General features: G+C 40.1%; 18 protein-coding genes. 5 read left to right on the forward strand and 13 right to left on the reverse strand.

Translation table 11 applies throughout. The features are described from left to right. The first annotated feature begins 2 nt into the window (after positions 1 to 2). Positions 3 to 1,337 (forward strand): GTPase HflX, encoded by a 1,335-nt coding sequence (gene hflX / locus C0V70_RS14985; RefSeq protein WP_102244677.1) that lies wholly within the window; start codon positions 3 to 5, stop codon positions 1,335 to 1,337. Positions 1,338 to 1,433: 96 nt separating this feature from the next. On the opposite strand, the gene C0V70_RS14990 is transcribed toward hflX, so the two are convergent. The 6 genes from C0V70_RS14990 to C0V70_RS15015 all read right to left on the reverse strand — a co-directional run bounded on the left by C0V70_RS14990 (position 1,434) and on the right by C0V70_RS15015 (position 9,150). Continuing rightward, positions 1,434 to 2,687 carry a phenylacetate--CoA ligase family protein gene (locus C0V70_RS14990; RefSeq protein WP_102244678.1) on the reverse strand — a complete coding sequence of 418 codons (1,254 nt, stop codon included), beginning with the start codon at positions 2,685 to 2,687 and terminating at the stop codon, positions 1,434 to 1,436. Position 2,688: 1 nt separating this feature from the next. Beyond that, positions 2,689 to 5,208 (reverse strand): acyl-CoA reductase, encoded by a 2,520-nt coding sequence (locus C0V70_RS14995; RefSeq protein ID WP_102244679.1) that lies wholly within the window; start codon positions 5,206 to 5,208, stop codon positions 2,689 to 2,691. Next, positions 5,208 to 6,374, reverse strand: a complete 1,167-nt coding sequence (locus C0V70_RS15000; protein ID WP_102244680.1) for a LuxE/PaaK family acyltransferase — start codon at positions 6,372 to 6,374, stop codon at positions 5,208 to 5,210. The genes C0V70_RS14995 and C0V70_RS15000 overlap by 1 nt, the downstream gene beginning before the upstream one ends. Beyond that, positions 6,361 to 7,527 carry a GNAT family N-acetyltransferase gene (locus C0V70_RS15005; protein ID WP_102244681.1) on the reverse strand — a complete coding sequence of 389 codons (1,167 nt, stop codon included), beginning with the start codon at positions 7,525 to 7,527 and terminating at the stop codon, positions 6,361 to 6,363. The genes C0V70_RS15000 and C0V70_RS15005 overlap by 14 nt, the downstream gene beginning before the upstream one ends. Next, on the reverse strand, positions 7,524 to 8,750 hold the full coding sequence (locus C0V70_RS15010) for an MFS transporter (protein WP_102244682.1): 1,227 nt from the start codon (positions 8,748 to 8,750) through the stop codon (positions 7,524 to 7,526). The genes C0V70_RS15005 and C0V70_RS15010 overlap by 4 nt, the downstream gene beginning before the upstream one ends. Before the next feature lie 64 nt (positions 8,751 to 8,814). Then, complete coding sequence (locus C0V70_RS15015; protein WP_102244683.1) at positions 8,815 to 9,150, reverse strand: response regulator transcription factor KdpE; 336 nt, start codon at positions 9,148 to 9,150, stop codon at positions 8,815 to 8,817. Positions 9,151 to 9,178: 28 nt separating this feature from the next. Between C0V70_RS15015 and C0V70_RS15020 the strand changes: the two genes are divergently transcribed. Together C0V70_RS15020 and C0V70_RS15025 are read left to right on the forward strand one after the other, a co-directional pair. After that, positions 9,179 to 9,460 carry a hypothetical protein gene (locus tag C0V70_RS15020; RefSeq protein ID WP_102244684.1) on the forward strand — a complete coding sequence of 94 codons (282 nt, stop codon included), beginning with the start codon at positions 9,179 to 9,181 and terminating at the stop codon, positions 9,458 to 9,460. Then, on the forward strand, positions 9,457 to 10,110 hold the full coding sequence (locus C0V70_RS15025) for a M24 family metallopeptidase (RefSeq protein ID WP_102244685.1): 654 nt from the start codon (positions 9,457 to 9,459) through the stop codon (positions 10,108 to 10,110). The genes C0V70_RS15020 and C0V70_RS15025 overlap by 4 nt, the downstream gene beginning before the upstream one ends. On the opposite strand, the gene C0V70_RS15030 is transcribed toward C0V70_RS15025, so the two are convergent. From C0V70_RS15030 to C0V70_RS15040, 3 genes are read right to left on the reverse strand one after another with little or no spacing between them, the layout of a single operon-like run. Further along, entirely contained in the window at positions 10,102 to 10,590 is a 489-nt protein-coding gene (locus C0V70_RS15030; RefSeq protein WP_102244686.1) for a hypothetical protein, read from the reverse strand. The genes C0V70_RS15025 and C0V70_RS15030 overlap by 9 nt on opposite strands. A gap of 12 nt (positions 10,591 to 10,602) precedes the next feature. Further along, a complete protein-coding gene (locus C0V70_RS15035) occupies positions 10,603 to 11,289 on the reverse strand; it encodes a class I SAM-dependent methyltransferase (RefSeq protein ID WP_102244687.1) in 687 nt (228 codons plus the stop codon). A 9-nt stretch (positions 11,290 to 11,298) separates the two neighbouring features. Further along, the gene (locus C0V70_RS15040) at positions 11,299 to 11,685 is read right to left on the reverse strand and encodes a hypothetical protein (RefSeq protein WP_102244688.1); all 387 of its coding nucleotides are present in this window, start codon (positions 11,683 to 11,685) and stop codon (positions 11,299 to 11,301) included. Positions 11,686 to 11,879: 194 nt separating this feature from the next. Between C0V70_RS15040 and C0V70_RS15045 the strand changes: the two genes are divergently transcribed. Next, positions 11,880 to 12,686 (forward strand): polysaccharide deacetylase family protein, encoded by an 807-nt coding sequence (locus C0V70_RS15045; protein ID WP_158649707.1) that lies wholly within the window; start codon positions 11,880 to 11,882, stop codon positions 12,684 to 12,686. A 6-nt stretch (positions 12,687 to 12,692) separates the two neighbouring features. Further along, positions 12,693 to 13,151 (forward strand): hypothetical protein, encoded by a 459-nt coding sequence (locus C0V70_RS15050; RefSeq protein ID WP_102244690.1) that lies wholly within the window; start codon positions 12,693 to 12,695, stop codon positions 13,149 to 13,151. Positions 13,152 to 13,186: 35 nt separating this feature from the next. On the opposite strand, the gene C0V70_RS15055 is transcribed toward C0V70_RS15050, so the two are convergent. From C0V70_RS15055 to C0V70_RS15070, 4 genes are read right to left on the reverse strand one after another with little or no spacing between them, the layout of a single operon-like run. Beyond that, entirely contained in the window at positions 13,187 to 15,010 is a 1,824-nt protein-coding gene (locus C0V70_RS15055; RefSeq protein WP_102244691.1) for a hypothetical protein, read from the reverse strand. 27 nt (positions 15,011 to 15,037) lie between these two features. Next, entirely contained in the window at positions 15,038 to 15,463 is a 426-nt protein-coding gene (locus tag C0V70_RS15060) for a hypothetical protein (RefSeq protein ID WP_102244692.1), read from the reverse strand. Between the two features lie 11 nt (positions 15,464 to 15,474). Beyond that, positions 15,475 to 16,383: a hypothetical protein gene (locus C0V70_RS15065; RefSeq protein WP_102244693.1), complete on the reverse strand. Its 909-nt coding sequence runs from the start codon at positions 16,381 to 16,383 to the stop codon at positions 15,475 to 15,477. Then, on the reverse strand, positions 16,383 to 17,168 hold the full coding sequence (locus C0V70_RS15070; RefSeq protein ID WP_102244694.1) for a TIGR02147 family protein: 786 nt from the start codon (positions 17,166 to 17,168) through the stop codon (positions 16,383 to 16,385). The genes C0V70_RS15065 and C0V70_RS15070 overlap by 1 nt, the downstream gene beginning before the upstream one ends. Positions 17,169 to 17,337 lie beyond the last annotated feature (169 nt).

Here is a 17,337-nt window from a genome sequence, read left to right on the forward strand (position 1 = left end):
TTATGATGGACAACGAATTTAATATTGATCCCAATTACCGTGCGACACTTGTCTCACTAGTCTCGCCTAATTTCCCGGATCACCAAACTGAAAGTGAATCCAGACGCTCAATCAATGAGCTTAGAGAACTTCTGCGCACTCTTGGTCTAAAGACCGGAGAGGCCCACATTCAGAATAAAAAAGAAATTGATCCTGCAACGATCTTAGGTTCAGGAAAACTAAAAGAGATCGCTGAAGCCGCTAAAATGGATGACTCTCAGCTTTTAGTTTTTGACTTTGAATTAACAGCGAGACAAATCGCCAACATCAGAAAAATCACTGGTCTTTCTGTCGTTGACCGCGTTCACGTTATTCTAGAAATCTTCGCGAAACACGCTCGCACCAGAGAAGCAAAAATCCAAATCGAAATTGCACGTCTGCAGTACATGCTTCCTCGCCTTGCCGGATTCTGGACTCACTTAAACCGCCAGCGCGGAGGAGTCGGGGTTCTCGGAGGAGAAGGTGAAAAGCAGATCGAGCTTGACCGTCGTATCATCAGAGAAAAAATTGAATTCTATAAAGAAGAATTAATTCAGCTGGAAAAACAAAGACAGGTTCGAAAAAAACGCCGTGAAAACCAGGCCGTGACTGCGGCACTTGTTGGGTACACCAACGCCGGAAAGTCTTCGATCATGAACCGCCTTTGCCGCGTAGAAATCTTAGAAGAGAACAAACTCTTTGCGACCCTCGATTCTACTTACCGTATGCTTAACCCGGACACAAAACCTCCGATGATTATGATTGATACGGTAGGATTTATTTCCAACCTTCCCAACACTCTAATTGACGGGTTTAAGACAACGCTTGAATCGGCCCTGGAAGCTGATCTTTTGATTATTGTCTGTGACATCTCGGACCCTCATTACGAAAAGCAATTACAGGTCACTTACGACGTTTTAAAAGAACTCAATGTGACAGATAAGGAAACGATTATTGTCTTTAACAAAAAAGACCAACTCGACGACGACCTGTTAAAGAAAATTGTCCTAAGAAAGTATCCAAACAGCTTCCTTGTTTCAAGTTATGACCCGGAAGATATGAAAGGACTAAGAGAACATATCGTTAATTTCTTCCTGGAAAAGCAAGAACACTACGATCTTTTTATCCCTTATGAAGACGGAAGTGCTCATTCGGCCATCCTTTCAAAGACCAACGTAGTGAACACTACAAATCATGAGAAAGGGATTTTCTATCGTATCCGCGTGCCTGATTTTATTTTTGGGAACCTGGGCGTACAGAAATACATTATGGGGCCGAATGACCCGAGACTTGAGGACATGGACTTCTCTACGACTTAAGCCTGAAGAAAACTGCCAGCGCAAAAACGACAATCGTTAGAATAATTCCGAAAATAACAATTTTGGTGTCTTTATCCATCTAATATTTCCTTTTCATTACTTTAAACGTTGATCAATAATGCGCTTTAATTTTCCAGTTCTGGCATTGGCATCCAGCTCACGTTGTTCGACAATTTCGATCTTAAGCGGATGAATAAGATTCTTCTTTAAAATATCCATGTAACCAGGCTTTTCTTTACTGAAAGCATCTACCAGTCTTGCTTGAGCGGTGGATTTATCAATTCCATTTCCAGCAACTTTAAAAACCAGTTCATCTTTATGATCGTAGTGATTCAGGATCATTTGAAATTGGATACCTGAAGACTCTTTTAATGTCTTCATTACCATGTCTCGCGTGTCTTCAAAATACACACTCAGTGTTCCAAGCCTTGCCGCTTCTTCAGATCTTCCCTGAAGTTTAAATTTTCGGTTAGGTGTATTGGCATCTTCCAACCACATCGCCATATCCCCTGCCGGATAGCGAATAATGGGCATCAATTTTCGAGTCAGGTTGGTTAGAAGAACCTTCCCAACTCTATTTTTTTCAGTAATCACTTCATTGGTATCTGGATCAACAATCTCAATAATACTCGCTTCATCATAAACTCTATGTTCATTATTAGCACAGTCTCGGCTTGAATAACCAATCATCCCCCCATCGACACTGGCGCAGCCGATAGATGAAATTTGAATCTCAGGAAAAATCTTTTTTAAAGCTAAGTGTTGATCGTCGTATAAGGCTTCTCCACCAAAAAGGAGCTTTTCAACTTTTAGATTGGGAAACTTGGATTTGTTTTCTGAATACTTCTCTAGCATTGTCAGAATCGCAGAAGGAACTCCTACAATGGTATTGATGTTAAACTCTTCTATGATCTTTAAAATCTGAACATGATCGGTTTGCCCGGCAATCGGGTACTGCGTGATCCTCTTTTTTGATGACGGGATAAACTGCAATGAATCTTTAATAAAAAGAAAAGAAGCGTATAGGTCTCCTACGTAGAATAAGTTCCCGACTCTGTCTCCATGATCGAGAATCCCCTCACTCATTCCCCAGCCAAATGACTCCGTATAAGCAATCCATTCCTGGTGAGTGAAATAAGAGTACTTAGGAGCTCCTGTGCTTCCGCCACTTTTAAAGACGATTCCATCAGGTTGTTCTTCTGTCACCACTCGACTCTTCCAAAACTCACCTTGGTCAGTGATAGGAAGATCTGACAATTTATCAGATTGAACATTTTTATAAAGCTCTCTGTAATAAGGTGAATGAGCTTTGGCATGGGCCACAATTTCTTTTAATGTCCATTTTTGCATATTAAACCCTGTGATCAATCACACTTCTTAATTTTCCAGTACTGTTGCTGAAAGTGAGGTCTTTTCTCTCGATTACTTGTACTTCAAAATCTAAAACCAGGTCTTCTTTTACCACTAATCTTAAATCGCTGTACTCTTCCATAAATATTTTTAACAAGCTCGCAGGAGTCTGCGCTGTTTTAAAAAGGTTTTCAATTTGAATAATCACCTTTTCTTTTTTGAGTCCTTCACCTGAGTGAAGATGAAGCTGGATAGAGCCTTCATACTCCAACTTATCAATAAGAATTTTTTGAAACTTTTGATAACTTAAAAATGTTGTCCCGATTCTAAAAACATCACCATGGCGGCCCATCAATTCAAAACGAGTTCCCATGCGCCCACATTCACATGGGCCACTCAACTCTCTTCCTACGTCTCCAATAGCATAACGCTCAATTCGCTGCCCATGACGGACTTTTGAAGTGAAAAGAAGTCTTCCTATCTCACCTTTTTTCACCGGGACATCAGCTTCAAGGCCCACGATTTCCATGTCGTGAAGTTTTTCATGAAGATGGTGAATTCCCCCTGTCGCAAATTCACATTGGTAGCCTAATGGCCCGGCATCAACTGAACCATAACTTGCTGAACGGATAATCTCTACTCCGTACTCGCGTTTAAGATATGTTCTTTGCGCTTCACTAAAATGTTCACCGCCGTAGAAAATCTTTTTAATCCCACGGTATTTTTTTAGCTCTTCATGGTTTTCTTTAAATAACTGGATAAAGTACGAAGGCATTCCTAAAAGAGTGTCGACTTTATTCCTGATAATCGTTTTTCCAACTAAAGCAAAATCGGTGCTTGCTCCCATCGGGAAATGAACGGCGTGAAGTTTTTCTAAAATGGTGAAGAAACTCGTGAATCCTCCGTAGAGAGAGCCAGCATAAAATAAATTCATGCATCTATCTGTCACTGGGTTTAACCCAGCTGCATACAGACCTTCAGCTGCAAGTTCCATCTGGCGATGGTAATCTTCATAAGTAAAAACTGAAAGCTTAGGCTCTCCAGAGCTTCCTCCGCTATAAAAGAAAAGGTCTGAATAACGGTCTTCCACTTTTTGATTTTGAAAATCGGCCTTCTCCATAATCGGAGTTGTCCTGATTGGTGTTTTGCTTTTTGGGTCTTCAAAAGAACTTTTATTTTTCATCATGACTGCATTTTTCGAGTCATGGAAATTGATTCTCTGGCAGTAGCGTTCAAGAGCATAGACACCGTCGTGGGGCTCACCGATATAACTATCAGTCATTTCCCCGATCGCTCTGATTCTTTGAACACCGGCCATATAAAGGTCGCGAGAGAGAGCTTCAACTTCAAAAGCATCTGCAGCAATCCCCGCCGTTTGCAGGTACATTTTAAGAGGTCTTAAATGACTAATAATGAGGTTTCTTGGCATTGGTTTTAGCCAAATTGTTCTAAAAAGAGGTGATGAATTTAAAGCTGGTGTGTCTTCTACATAAATGCGCCAGTCATGGTTTTTTGATTCCACTAGATGGCTTCCACCTTTAATAGATTTTAATCTTACCTGCTCTTTAGTTACAGTCAGTTCAGCTGTTTCCTGAACTCCAGGAAGAACGCGCTTCATGCTTGGTGAAACTTCATTGAGAGCTTTTTCCAGGTTTTTTGCCAGCTCTTTTAATTCGCGAAAATCAGCGTCTTCAATAAAAACACACTGCGGGCTTGAACAGGCCATTTGTTCATTAAGGCAGATTTCATAAGCAAGCTTCTTATAAACTTCTGAATCTTCTTTTTTTGATTTAGCGATATAAGAAAAAGAGATCTTGTGTCCCCACTCTACAATACGGGCCCCGCGAGGAGAGATTTCTTTTACGCTCTGAACGCTCTCTTCTCCACCCCAAACGGAGATAACGTCTGCAAGTGAGAGTACATTTTTTAAGTAGTCTTTTTCTTTGGAACTGATTTTTGCCACGTAAACGTAGTCTTTGATTGTTCCAGTTGTATCAAGTTTGCAAAGAGCTTCATAAAAAAGAGCGGCAAAGGCACTGTCTTTTCTGGCCAGCTTTAAGATGTTCACATTCCCGCTTAAGAGGCCTTCCATCACTCCCAAAACACCAAGAAGTGGCGAATTATTTGGAGTCACGTGCACTAAAGTCCCTAGTGGATACCAGGCTTCAAAGTGGTTTTCTCTAGCGTCCTGTCTTTTAAGCTCAAAGGGATGCTCACTGCCTAATTCTCTTTTAAGTTTTACACGCAACTGGTCTACACTTAAAAAATCAATCAATCCATCCATTGAAGCTTTGACTTCATCTTTAGTGATATCTTCTCTACTTTCTAAATCTTTAAGAAGTGTTTTATACAGAGTTCCTTCTGTTTTTAACTCTTCCTGCATTTTTTTTACCACATCGAAAAGCACATAATGTGACAGTGGTGGCTTTGCCCAGAAAAGAGAATTTTCAAAATGCTTATTGATCTCAATTTTAAATTCATCGTCGGAAACAATTTTTCCAGACCAAAGATTTGCACTCATTATGATGCCTTCCCTTTTAAAAGTTCAGAGGCAGCAAGCGCACAACTCTTATTCTTTGACACTCCAGCTCTTCCATGAATTTTAAAATATGGTGTCTCCATCCCACACTTGCATTTCTCATGCAGCGAGGCCATATCCCCCATAATGACAGAGTGAGCTGGCATGCTGGTGATATAAGGAGAAACAAAATGTAAAAAACCTTTTTGGTTAAGGCCTAATGGTTTCAGGGTTTCCACATCGCGGATAAAAACGCGCGACCAAACGGGAACGTGAAACTCGTGATGAGAACATTCCACATAAGGGATACAATGTTCCACTGAACCAAATCCATCGCGGAGCCTGTCATTAGGAATCCCCAGCATTTCTTCGGCCAGTTCATAGAGATCATTTTTCTCAATTTGTTTATCAGCGTGCCCTTTCCATCCCCCTCCAAGAAAAACCATCGAGTCTTTGTGAAATTTTAAGGGAGGAAGCCCCAACTTCTTCATGCGCTCAAGAGCAAAATAAAAGAATGCCGGAAATCCAAATAACCTAACCGGGAGTCCCTGATCCGCAAATCGCTTAAAGGCATCAATTGTTCCAAAACAATCGAACTCATGTCCTCCACTTCCTGTTAATTTAAGAGCGGTGAAGACCTCATTGATGGGAGCGTATTTGCAAAGAAAGTTATCGGTATACGCCGTTCCTAATTTAGAACTCGCTTCTGTCTGGTAGCTAAAAAGAATGTAATTACATTTTTGAGTCTCTGTGACCCAGCCGTATTTTTCAAAAATCCAGTCCACCATCCTCTGAGCAGAGCGGATCGTCCATTCATCAAAAAAGATTTGCGACTTCTGACCAGTTGTCCCTGATGAAGTCAGGTGTAAAAAGACTTCTGACGGAGGAACAGATAAAATTTCATTCCCCTTAAAAAAATGGGCCCAAAGGTGTGGGATCTTTAAGCAGTCATCGAGAGTTTTAATATCTTCAGGATTAAACTTCTGTGACTGGCTGAGATCGCGATAAAAATCACTTTTTTCAATATGCCAGGCAGAGATTTCTTTCATCGCTTTAATGAAGTCATCATCACTTTTTTTAAATCCACTATACGGATCACTTTGGTCGCATAGGGACTGAACATTTTTTAATTTATCGCTATTGGGAACTCTTAGCTTATTTTGTTCCATAAATAACCTCAATAGTATCCAGGTTAACCTGCTTCCAGGTATCCACATACTGATCAATAAAAGGTTTAAATTGAGATATAACCGCCATCCCTCTAAAGTTTAAAGGTTCCATTGTTCTACTTAAAACAATGTAATCTTCAAACTTGCCATCCACCTCTCTCATCGCCGGATAAAGAGCACTCGGTACAAACTGACCTGCGAGCAGTGGCTCAATAAACTGTGTGAGTTTAACATTGATAAGAACTTCGATATAAGACACCCCGATATCATCGAGCTGCATGTAAAGACTTGTTAAGCTTCCAGCAAGTTCTGAAATAGGTTTTGTTGCTTTAATGAGTGTGCAGTAACCATCGCGTTTACTGAAATAAGCAAAAATCTCAATTCTCCCCTTCTTATCGGCAATCAACATATTTGGCGTGTGAAAAGGAAAGAAGCGGTCTTTTGGATCCGGAAAGGTTTCCAAGAATTTTCTATAGACATAGTGAGGGGCGCGGATGATTTCAAAATCCCATGCCTCATTTGTTGACGGGGCCTCTGGAGAAGATAGTGGCACTCCTGTTGGGATTGATAAATCCGGCACAATATTTTGAAGAATGTTATACATAGGAATCAACGATTGTGAGACTTCTTTAGTAGGCACTCTCTTTTCTAATAATCCTTTTCTAAACTTAGCAAACAAAGTCACTGTCTCATACTGGCTCAAACGGTGAGCATTGGGAAAAATCCCCAACGGGAGGTATTGGTTTTTAATAAAAACTCTTTGAGGCCCAACTGTGATAGTTCTGGTTGTAGCATAAAGAGAATTGATTTCACTCTCCTTTTCCAGGAAATGCTCTCCGACATAAACCACCAGATGGTTTCCAATTTTATTTTTTTGAAAATTCGGATGAACTACAAGTCCTACCAATTTTCCAATTTTATTTTCTTTATCGATTTCTGTAATGAGCGCACCGGTGATCACCTTTTGATTGAGATCGCGGGCCACAAGTACCATATGGGTTTCATTATTTTGTATCGACCGAGAAAGAAGCTCTGGGTCTGTCCCATACGAGATTGGATACTTTCTTCCGTAGACGGCGCGGTAGAGATTGATGATCTCATCAACATCTCCAGTGGTCGCTCTTTCAATCACTTCATTGTTTCCAAACTTCATACATTCTCACTTGATGGTTTAGTCTTTAAAAAACTCGGCATAAAAAACGCAATCAGCATGGTCAAGAGACCGCAGATTAAAGCAAACTTTGGAACTTCCACCACTGGAAGTAAAACCCCAGAGATGGCAAAAGAAAGCGGCATAGAAGCAGCAGAAATAATATTGACGGCCACCATAATCGAAGGCACTTCGCTTTCTTTGAGTGATGTCTGGAAATAAGTTAAAACCTGAACGTTTAAGAATGTACTCAGGACCCCGATTAAAAATAGCAGGAAAGATGCTTCCCCTGTCGTTTTAGAAAACGAGAAGACCTGAAAGAAGAGACCGAATAAGAAACAGATAATCGCAATCATTCCGATGCGTTTTTCTTCTCTCACGGTAAAAGCACTCAGAGATAAGAACATTCCCGTTAAGAAAGCCCCTACTCCCATTGCTCCTTCAATCATTGCGAGGTCACTTCCGTTGCCCTTAAAAACATTCTCTACGTACCAAGGGATCATAACCATGATCGGAGTAAAAACGACGTTGATAAAAAGAAAGCTCATCAGCATTTTTGCAATCGCCGGGTATTTTTTTAAAACGACCATCGGCCCCATGGCCTCTGCATCCTCCGAAGCTTTCTCTTCTGTTTTGATAAGTTTGACCATCCCTTGCAAAAGCGCCGCTCCGATAAAACTCACAGCATTGATAAGAATTAAAATTTTGATATCAAAAATATTAAGTAAGAAAATAGAACAAGCAGCACCTAAAATATTTGAGATAGAAAAACTGGTGTCTAATAAGGCATTGAGTGGTGCAATCTTGTCGTCTTCAACTAAAAGTGGCGGCAGTGATAAGATGGCCGGGTTAAAAACACTCGAGCCTATTCCCACTAAAAAAGACGCTGCAAATAAAAGTATCAAGAAGGCATTGCTCTTTTCTGGGACAGTAAACAAGGCACCAAAAAGCGCGAGTAAAACAGCTCCCCTAAAATACTCAGAGACAATGACTGTTTTTAAAATTCCAAATCGCCCGATGAGCTTGGAAGAATAAAAAGACATAAAAATGTGTGGTAAAAAACTCACCGCTAAAAACCATGGAACGATATTAATCGAATACATGGTAGTGAGATACCAGACGAGTCCAATGGACATCATCTTGTCACAGACGGTTGATAAGAGTTGAGAGAGAAAAACGACGAACGCATTCTTTTCCCTGAGGATTCCAAGTTTTTGATTTGTCATAATCCTATTTTAAGTTATCCCTTAAAATCTGCTTGGAAGAGGACAAAAATTCTCTAAAACTAATTTAGTCAATTAAGGCAAGAACCCTCTCGGCCAGATTATGGGCCACAAGGGGTTTAGGAATGAAGCCAGAGACCCTTTTATCCAGGGAATTCTCAGAACCAACTGGGCCAGTGGCCACTAGTTTAGTCCCCTGTGAGTACTCATAGAGTCTTTCGAGGTCGGCCGGATTATTATCCAGGTCGAAAATGATCAGGTTAGGCTTGAGATCATCAATCAAATAAAAGTTCTCGTTCAAGGTTTCAACAGTATAGACTTCTGCCTTTTTAGCTCGCAGTGCCAACTCCATCATTGAACGCAAAAACTTTTCTTTTTCGATATAAAAAACTCTCTTTACCATGGGAGCATTCTCTTGTTAGTCTTGGTAAATGTCAAACCAAGTTCGCGTCATTGATTCATTATCTGGCACCTGCCTCTTCGAAACAACCATCGATAAAATTAACGATGCTTATGCCTTTGCTACGCAAATGGAAGAAGCAGGATTAGATATCGAAGTCGTTGCTCCGGGACTGGCCGAAACATTGATTCGTTCACTTGGCGCAGACGACACTGAGATCAAAGCTTACCAGCAAAGCCTGCAAGATGAGATCGATGAACACGAAGACTCGGATTACGGCTGTGCAATCTGCCCTCCGGGTCCCCACAAATGAGCTCCTCTCTAGAAAATACTGGCGAACAATTTAACCTAGACGATTACCTGCGCGCGCAGGAAAAAACCCGTCAGGTCGTGGCAAATTTTGCCAAAAAAATCACTCCAGGCATGACGGAAAAAGAAGGTCGCGCTCTTCTGGAATCCATGATGGATGATTCAGGTCTTGAGAAAAGATGGCATCCGACAAAATTTCGTATGGGGCCTAACACGACAAAAAATTTCCGCGATAATTCTGAAGATTATACGATTGTTGAAGATGATATTTTCTTCGCCGATATCGGCCCGGTTTATTACAACCATGAAGGCGATTACGGTGAGACTTTTACAATTGGACACAATCCAAGACACAAACATCTCGCTCAAAGTGCCAAAGCTGTTTTTTACTCTACTCAAAAGGCCTGGAAGGAACAAAAACTTACGGGAAAAGAGCTTTATACTTTCGCTGAAAATGAAGCTCAAAAACTAAATCTGAGACTTAATAGCAATATGTACGGACACAGATTGGGAGACTTCCCTCACGCTGTTCATTCAAAAGAAAAATTAGGCAACATTGAATTTTCCCCAGCACCCACTTTATGGGTACTGGAGATTCATTTAATTGATGATGAATTAGGTCGTGGTGCTTTTTTTGAAGACATTTTACTTTAAGAAACAAGAGTAAGCGTCTTTCATTTCTTCCATGTTTAAATCAACCCAGCACTGAATGGTCGAAACAAAAGAAACACACTTTCCCCCCATTGCACAGTCAGTGATTGGCAGGTCTCTTTTTTCTTGAATCGTATTAAAAAGTTCATTCAGGTAACGACCCTCTTGAATCTTTGTTCCTTTACCATTCATTTCAAGAACTGCATCAGTGTAACACTTTACGCTTGGAAGTCCTCCAGTTGGAAGATCCGGGTAAGCAGCATCTCTTGATAAATAATCACATCTCACGTTTGAAACTTTTAATTCAAAAATCCCAGGTGAGATTTCTTTTTGCTTAAATCCCTGATCTACAAAAGTCGCCATGATCAAGCGTGGAAGTCTTGCGACAACAGAGTCTTCATCATTTGATTTTAACCAAACTCCTGTCTCGCCTGCCATTGCGGTATTTGCCAGCAAAAGAATCCCAAAAATAAATGCTTTCATATGTGCGTTCTCCTACGCTTTAAATTCAAATAAAAAGATCTCGCGGTCTACTTGTTTTGGAGTGAATCTCGCATTCACTCTCATAGTCTTCATTTCTTCCGGATAGCCAAGCTCTCTCATCGAAGAAACAAATTTTTGGATATAAGCTCTTCCAGGATCAGAAAGAATGATCTTTCCCCCTGGGTTTAAAAAGGCAATCAAGGCCTGGGCCACTTGAAGTGGGTGCTGACTTTCATATAAAATGTCAGAGCCTAAAACAAGATCGAATGTGCCAAGAGTATTTTTTGTGCGCTCGATTTCAGAGCGCCAGTTCATCACTTCGTATTGAAATTTGATTTGGTTGCCTGCTTGATTTTTCTCCAGGAAAAGCGGGACATCTGCATGAAAATCAGTGGCAATAACATCACCACCAAATCTTGTTGCGACAAAACTAGGCAGCGCAAGACCGCATCCTATCTCCAGAATCTTTTTCCCTTCACACATTTGCGGCGTTAGAAATTGACTCAACCCAATTCCCGCCTCCCAAAGAACCCCAAAATAAGGGCAGTGTTCTTCGGCCAGAGACTGGTCTTGGTCGTCTTCACCAAAATGCGCACATAAAATATCAATGCTCTCATCCAAATCGCGAATAGTCGTCATATCCAGGTCGAGCACTGATACATTTTTTGTAGGATAAATATAACCAAAATGACTTTTCATATTTTCAAATTAGTAATTCATGAAAAGTTCAGCACGAGAATCCGCCATTCCTGGAAAACTTACTTTAACGATACATCCAGAAAGATCAGCTCCCGGAGTCCACGTTACCTGGATTTCCCAAGTTCTTTTATAAGTTTTACTTTCGATATTGTATCCAGAGTGCAGAAGAAGAGTTTGTTTGTATTCACACTCAAAGTTACTCCATTGTTTTACTAACGTGTACTTTGGCTCAGCCTTTCCATCTTTGCTGTTTGTTTCTAAAGTTAGAGAAATAACGTCTTTTTTAGCAACATCTACCAGGATTTCTTTTCCAGGTCTTAATTGAGCGTATTCAGTGTTGTAAGCAAAAGCACTGACAGAGCTTAATAATAGTGCAGACGCGATCATCTTTTTCATAGATTCCCCTTAGTAAATGAAGTCGATTTATTTTGGGCGTTTAAACCATAAATTGTCCGCACTTGTCTGCTCTCCATGAAAAAAATACTCATTCAGGGGCATCCCCCGTGAAAGAATTTCAACCCTTAGGACAAGATTTTTGAATTTTAGTATAAGTCCCCCACATTCACACAATGTTTAAAGGGGACTCTCAAATGAAAACAACTTTACTAGCTGCACTTTTTTTAATGTCAGCAAGCGCCTTTGCTGATTTCTCAGGAAAAATTATCGGGCAACAAGATGAAAATGCCCAAGACAAAGTTTTCTCTCAAGGGAACATGGAAAGACTTCACCGCGGTTCAAAGGAAATCATCCTGACTTTCGATGATGGTCCAACAGCAGCTGTAACTCCAAAAATTCTTGATACGCTAAAAGAATATGGTGTAAAGGCCACTTTCTTCGTTATCGCCAACAACGCTAAAGACCATCCAGCTATCATGAAAAGAATCTTAGCTGAAGGCCACATTGTTGCTAACCACTCTCTTGATCACCACGCACTAAAAGACCTTTCATTCTTTTCTTGGAAAAAAACAGTAAAGAAAGAAGTCCTTGATGCCCACACAATCCTTGCTCCTTATATGTCAAACGGGAAGAACTTCTACTTCAGAGCACCAGAAGGAGCTTGGGATGATAAGTTTGCAGACCTTCTAAACAAAGAAGAAATCGGAAGACAATACATTGGGCCAATCCTTTGGGACATCGGTGGTGAAGTTGAGTTAAAAGATGGTCAATATGTTCAAGCAGCTGACTGGGCTTGTTGGAGCAAAAAGATGACTATTGATGAATGTCTAGCTGGATATATGTACGAATCTCGCAAAGTAAAAGGTGGAGTTGTATTAATGCACGATCTTCGCCCTCAATCAGCAGAAATGCTAGCGAAGTACATTCCTCAGTTAATCAGCGAAGGTTTCACGTTTGGAACTCTTGATGATATCAACTGGGATGCTAGAAACGGCAAATAAACTCTCTTGAAGACGTTTATCCTATGCCTCTTATTTTCTTTTAATGTCAAAGCAGAATTGCAGGCTCCAGAATATGGGTCCTGCAATTTTTATCTCTCACTAGAAAAAACTATCCCTTGCGGTCCGGCCGGTTATGCCAAAGATTTTGGTTACTTTTACTGCGAACAATTCTTGAAAGCAAAAGCTTACCGTTTCTCAGAAAGAGGAAAAGAGTTTTTAACTAAAAATGCTTTTTGTCTTCAGGATGAGATCTACCGGGCCTACATGGAAAATCCTCATTTAAGCTGCCAGCAAATTGAATCCAGCGCTTTTAAGGATCATGTGAACTGTTACACTGAATCTGACTTTTGTGAATTATCAATCTCCGATAAAGTCATTCTAACTAATATTATAAAAAAACAACTTCCTTTAAAAATCGTAAGAGATCAGATCAAAGAAGTTTTAAAAAGATGTCGTCAGCAATAAAAAAGGCCCTCGAAAGAGGGCCTTTTTGTTTCTCATTATTTTCTTGGAACACATCCAATTCTTTTATCACTTGTCTGAATAGATGTTGGCAGCCCACTCATCGAATTTTCATTCAGCTCATTAGGCGCTTTAACCACAAAAAGCTTTCTATTATTAGCAGTCAAAGGATCTAGTGTCGGATGCTTTGGCCAATAATAATAAACTCTCTTTGAATGATAGTCTGCTCTTGTTACGAGTTTCTTCACACCATTTTCAATGGTAAAAGCGATCCCTTGTAAATCAGAATCAGTAATAAACATTGTTCCATAGACAGTTTTATAAACGGTTCCATCCTGAATTGTTTCTGGTTCTTTCTCAGCGATATAAAGTGCCTCGGTAGAATTCATATAATCACCAAGAAGACTCATCAGCGGTTGATTTCCCTGAAAATCAGTCGCAGTTGGACAAAACGTTGTCCCGGTCACAGTAGAAAAAGGAACCATGACATAACCGACTGGTACATTCGAAGGATTCGTTGAGAGACTCGAAGGACGGTTTGAATAATTGAGAAGATTAAAAAGACTCAACGTCGTATTAATACCAAACTCTGATAAAAGACGATCTTCTAAAATCTTATTGATACGCAACTTCCCACTGTTTCCTACATCATAAGTAAAACGAAGGTCAGCTTTATCCCAGGCCAAAAAGTGAGCGGGCTGAAGCTCTAGTCTTTCATAGAGGTAACTATCTGCACCTGGGTACAACTGCTCATCATGGCAAACAATCTGTGATTGTCTTGCTCCACCGACGGCAGGAACAGGGGCGGGAGTTTCATTATTTGGGTAGTAATAATACTTACGAACATAAGTTGTGCGAATAATTTCGCCCATGGCATCAGTCTTTCCACCATAAATCAAACATGTGTATTGATTGGCCGGAGCTATTTTTAAGGCCCCGCCTACTCCACCATCTTCTGGCATTAACTCTTTTCTTCTGATCTGGAATTCTTTTGTCTGAGCATTTGATCCCGTTTTATTCTCTACCAGCTTTAAAACCCATGTACGCTCAGTGCTTAACTGAGAGATATTTGCACTAAAAGAATTAGAATTTGTCTTTAAGGTGACCGGAATATTGATGGAATTTTTTCCATCCCATGCATTCAATACACACTGAGGTGCAACTTCATCGTGGTCTAACTGAGTAGTACACCAGTTATAAAGATTTCCCAATTTAGGATTAAGTGCTACATCAGCTTCCGGAGCTGTATTTACATAGAGAATTGCTGCCATTGAATAAGGTTGAACCGCGCAAAAGCTATCACAGCCGTTCACAATGTCTGGTCTCCCCATTCTACATGAACAAAAATCTGGTTTGATTGCAATAGTCTTTGTCGGTCTTGGGAGGTCCGCTTGCTCGGCTAAAAAAGCAATTGAGAATTTTTCAGCTGCGGCTTCATTATAACCCCAAATATGAGACGCTTCGTGAAGTAGGCGTTTTTGCACTTCAAGTGAAGCATCTTCTAATTCTGTATCCGTCTTTCCTGCGAAGGCCTGGTAGTAAGGTGCAAGAATTGTCACTCTCGCTGGTTTCACTTGATAATCCATCGCAAGTTTTTTTCCATCGCGGTACCTAACCCAGAAATACAACTGGCGAAGGTTATCGTATTTTAGTGTTCTTTGGAGAATCTCTCTTCTTTCTGGGTAATCACTTAAGTCCTGCAAGGTCGAATGGGCAATTTTATCTTCCAGTTCCTCACTCGCCATTTTTAAAATCTTAATTGACTGTTTATAAGCAAATCCGCCATTGCCGGCATCGTCTCCACCTTTAGCAAAAAGAGCTGTGCTAAGGGCGATCAAAGTCATCATTAATAATGTTTTCATATTTCTTCCTTAAAACTTATTTTAAAATTATGGATCAACTGCATTTGAACAATCTTTTGGATCAAAAGATGGGATTGGTGGCGAAACTGGATAACGACAAATGCTATTCACGCATGAGCCTTTAACTAGAGTTGGTGAGCACCTAAGAGTGCACATAGGTGAACCATCTGCCCCAACTCCAGTTCTTACAACCTTACAAACGGTCACATACTCCGATTTACAAAACTCATTGGAGATACATGTTTCACCAGCTGGCTTTGAACATGATTGCTGCGAATTATGTTCAGCACAAGTCAAACTGCCTTCATTATTTCCTTTGCAGCATAGAGTTTGACATTGGTAATCACTTCCGCACTGATCCCCAATTTCAGCATTGCCAAAAATTTCTTCCAGGCCTGCAGACGCTGTTGATATTAATAAAAAACTAAAAAAACTTAATATAAGTACTTTCATCTTGATGTTCCTTAATTTTTACTAAACACGCATCCAAGTTTTTTTGTATAACTCTCAGGATCCGCAAATTTTACAGTCACAATTTTTCTACTTCCTTTTACCAATGGGTCTTGCACATCACTGAATGGGTAGTAGAAGTAAATCGTTTCTGTTTCTATTTGATCTTCATATTCAATTCTTTTTTTCTGACCATCTCTGATATAAAAACCATATTTCATGATATTTTTTTCAGCAACCTGAAGTTCGGCTATAATTGTTCTATTCTCATTTGGCGTGACGAGCCTCTGAGGCTCCATCTGTCCTAAATACAAGCCCTCTGTCTCCCCTGTATATTCTGTAATAATTTTTAACACGGGTGAAATAAAGAAGTTGTTGGTCGAAGGACAATAGTAACTATTTGTATAAGTATCCAAAAATGGCCTTACAACATATCCAAAGCTGTTTCCATTAAATCTATATTTAAAAAAGAGGTCTGACTGATAATTCACACCGATCTCTTTTAAAACTCTTTCCTGAATTATTCTATCAATCTGCATTTTACCTGATGAATCGCCCTGAAAGCGCGAATCAAATCTACTATAGACAGGAAAAATATTAGAAATCAAATCTAAGCGTGGAAACTCTATAGAGTCTCTTTCTCCATAAAGTTGAGCATCATGACAGACATAAAAAGGATTCTCCTCAATAGGCTCTGGCATAACTTCATTTAAATAGTAAAAAAATTGTCTCGCATAGGATGTGATTTCCACACCCCCGTTCTCAGGGCTATATTTCCCGGCCTTTAATATGCACGAGTACTGCTGAACAGGTGAGCGTTTAAGTAAACCTGATCCGCCATTGCCTGTATCATCCCCACCTTTGGCAAAGACAGTGAAAGGATTTAAAACCATTAACATTAATCCAATATAAATAGACTTCATTAAACTTCCCCTTTTGTGGACTTGCTCAAAGGAATTAAATGAACGCCCAGATTGTACACTCTGGTCTTCTCACCTTCTCCTAAAAATTCCGCCATTCTTTTTCTAAACTTCATGATCTCTTTTTTAGCTTCCGGAATACGCTCCTCATTAATCGCGACTGTAATGGAAGTGATATCTCTTTCTAAAAGAGGATCCTTTTCTAAAGACTCAATTGATTTTTCTAAAATTTGTTTTTGAAAATGCCTGATGCCTGCTGAAGCAATATCAGTGCTGGTTGAAAGATGAGTTGAAGTCCTGAATAATTTCCCTTCTTCATCTCTATCTAAAATTCCTAAACGAAGCAGGCGCTCAATCGCCATCTTTGCTTCCAGTTCAGTGATAGAAAGCATTTTGGCAATCCACTTGGGGTCTTCCTGAAACGACTGCATAAAAAGCAGCTGGGTAATACCGTAGTGGTACCACTCCTTCATGGCATTGAAACAATCAATGCTCAGTTCTTTTTCATGTCTGTCCGTTTTTTCTTCTACTGTTTGTGGGTCAGTGAAAAACGAATAGAGTGTTTCTCTCTCCATCGGCCCCATGTGAAGTGCATCTGCGATTCTCGTTGCCAGGTTGAAAGTCATCTTCCTTTTTCCAGAAAGAACTCTGGAAAGAACCGCCGGACTCACATCCACCATCTTGGCAAAAGCGCGCAGAGAGAATTGCGGATTCTTTTTCGTTTTCTCGGCCAGTAAGTTTTCTAACCATAATTGTGAGTGGCTAGTCTCAATTGTATTTGTTTCCATGAATCCATTATCGTTTGGTTTGGAAAATTTAAAAGACTTTTGGTAACAAAGTGTTGCTTTGTGGCAACATCTGACAGAGAGAATCAGGAAACAAGGCGACAAAAAAACTTGGGTTACACTGCGTTGCCACCAAAATGTCAGCAAAAAAAATTTCCAACACCAAACGCAT

This window comes from Bacteriovorax stolpii (assembly GCF_002872415.1).
Taxonomy (GTDB): Bacteria; Bdellovibrionota; Bacteriovoracia; order Bacteriovoracales; family Bacteriovoracaceae; genus Bacteriovorax; species Bacteriovorax stolpii.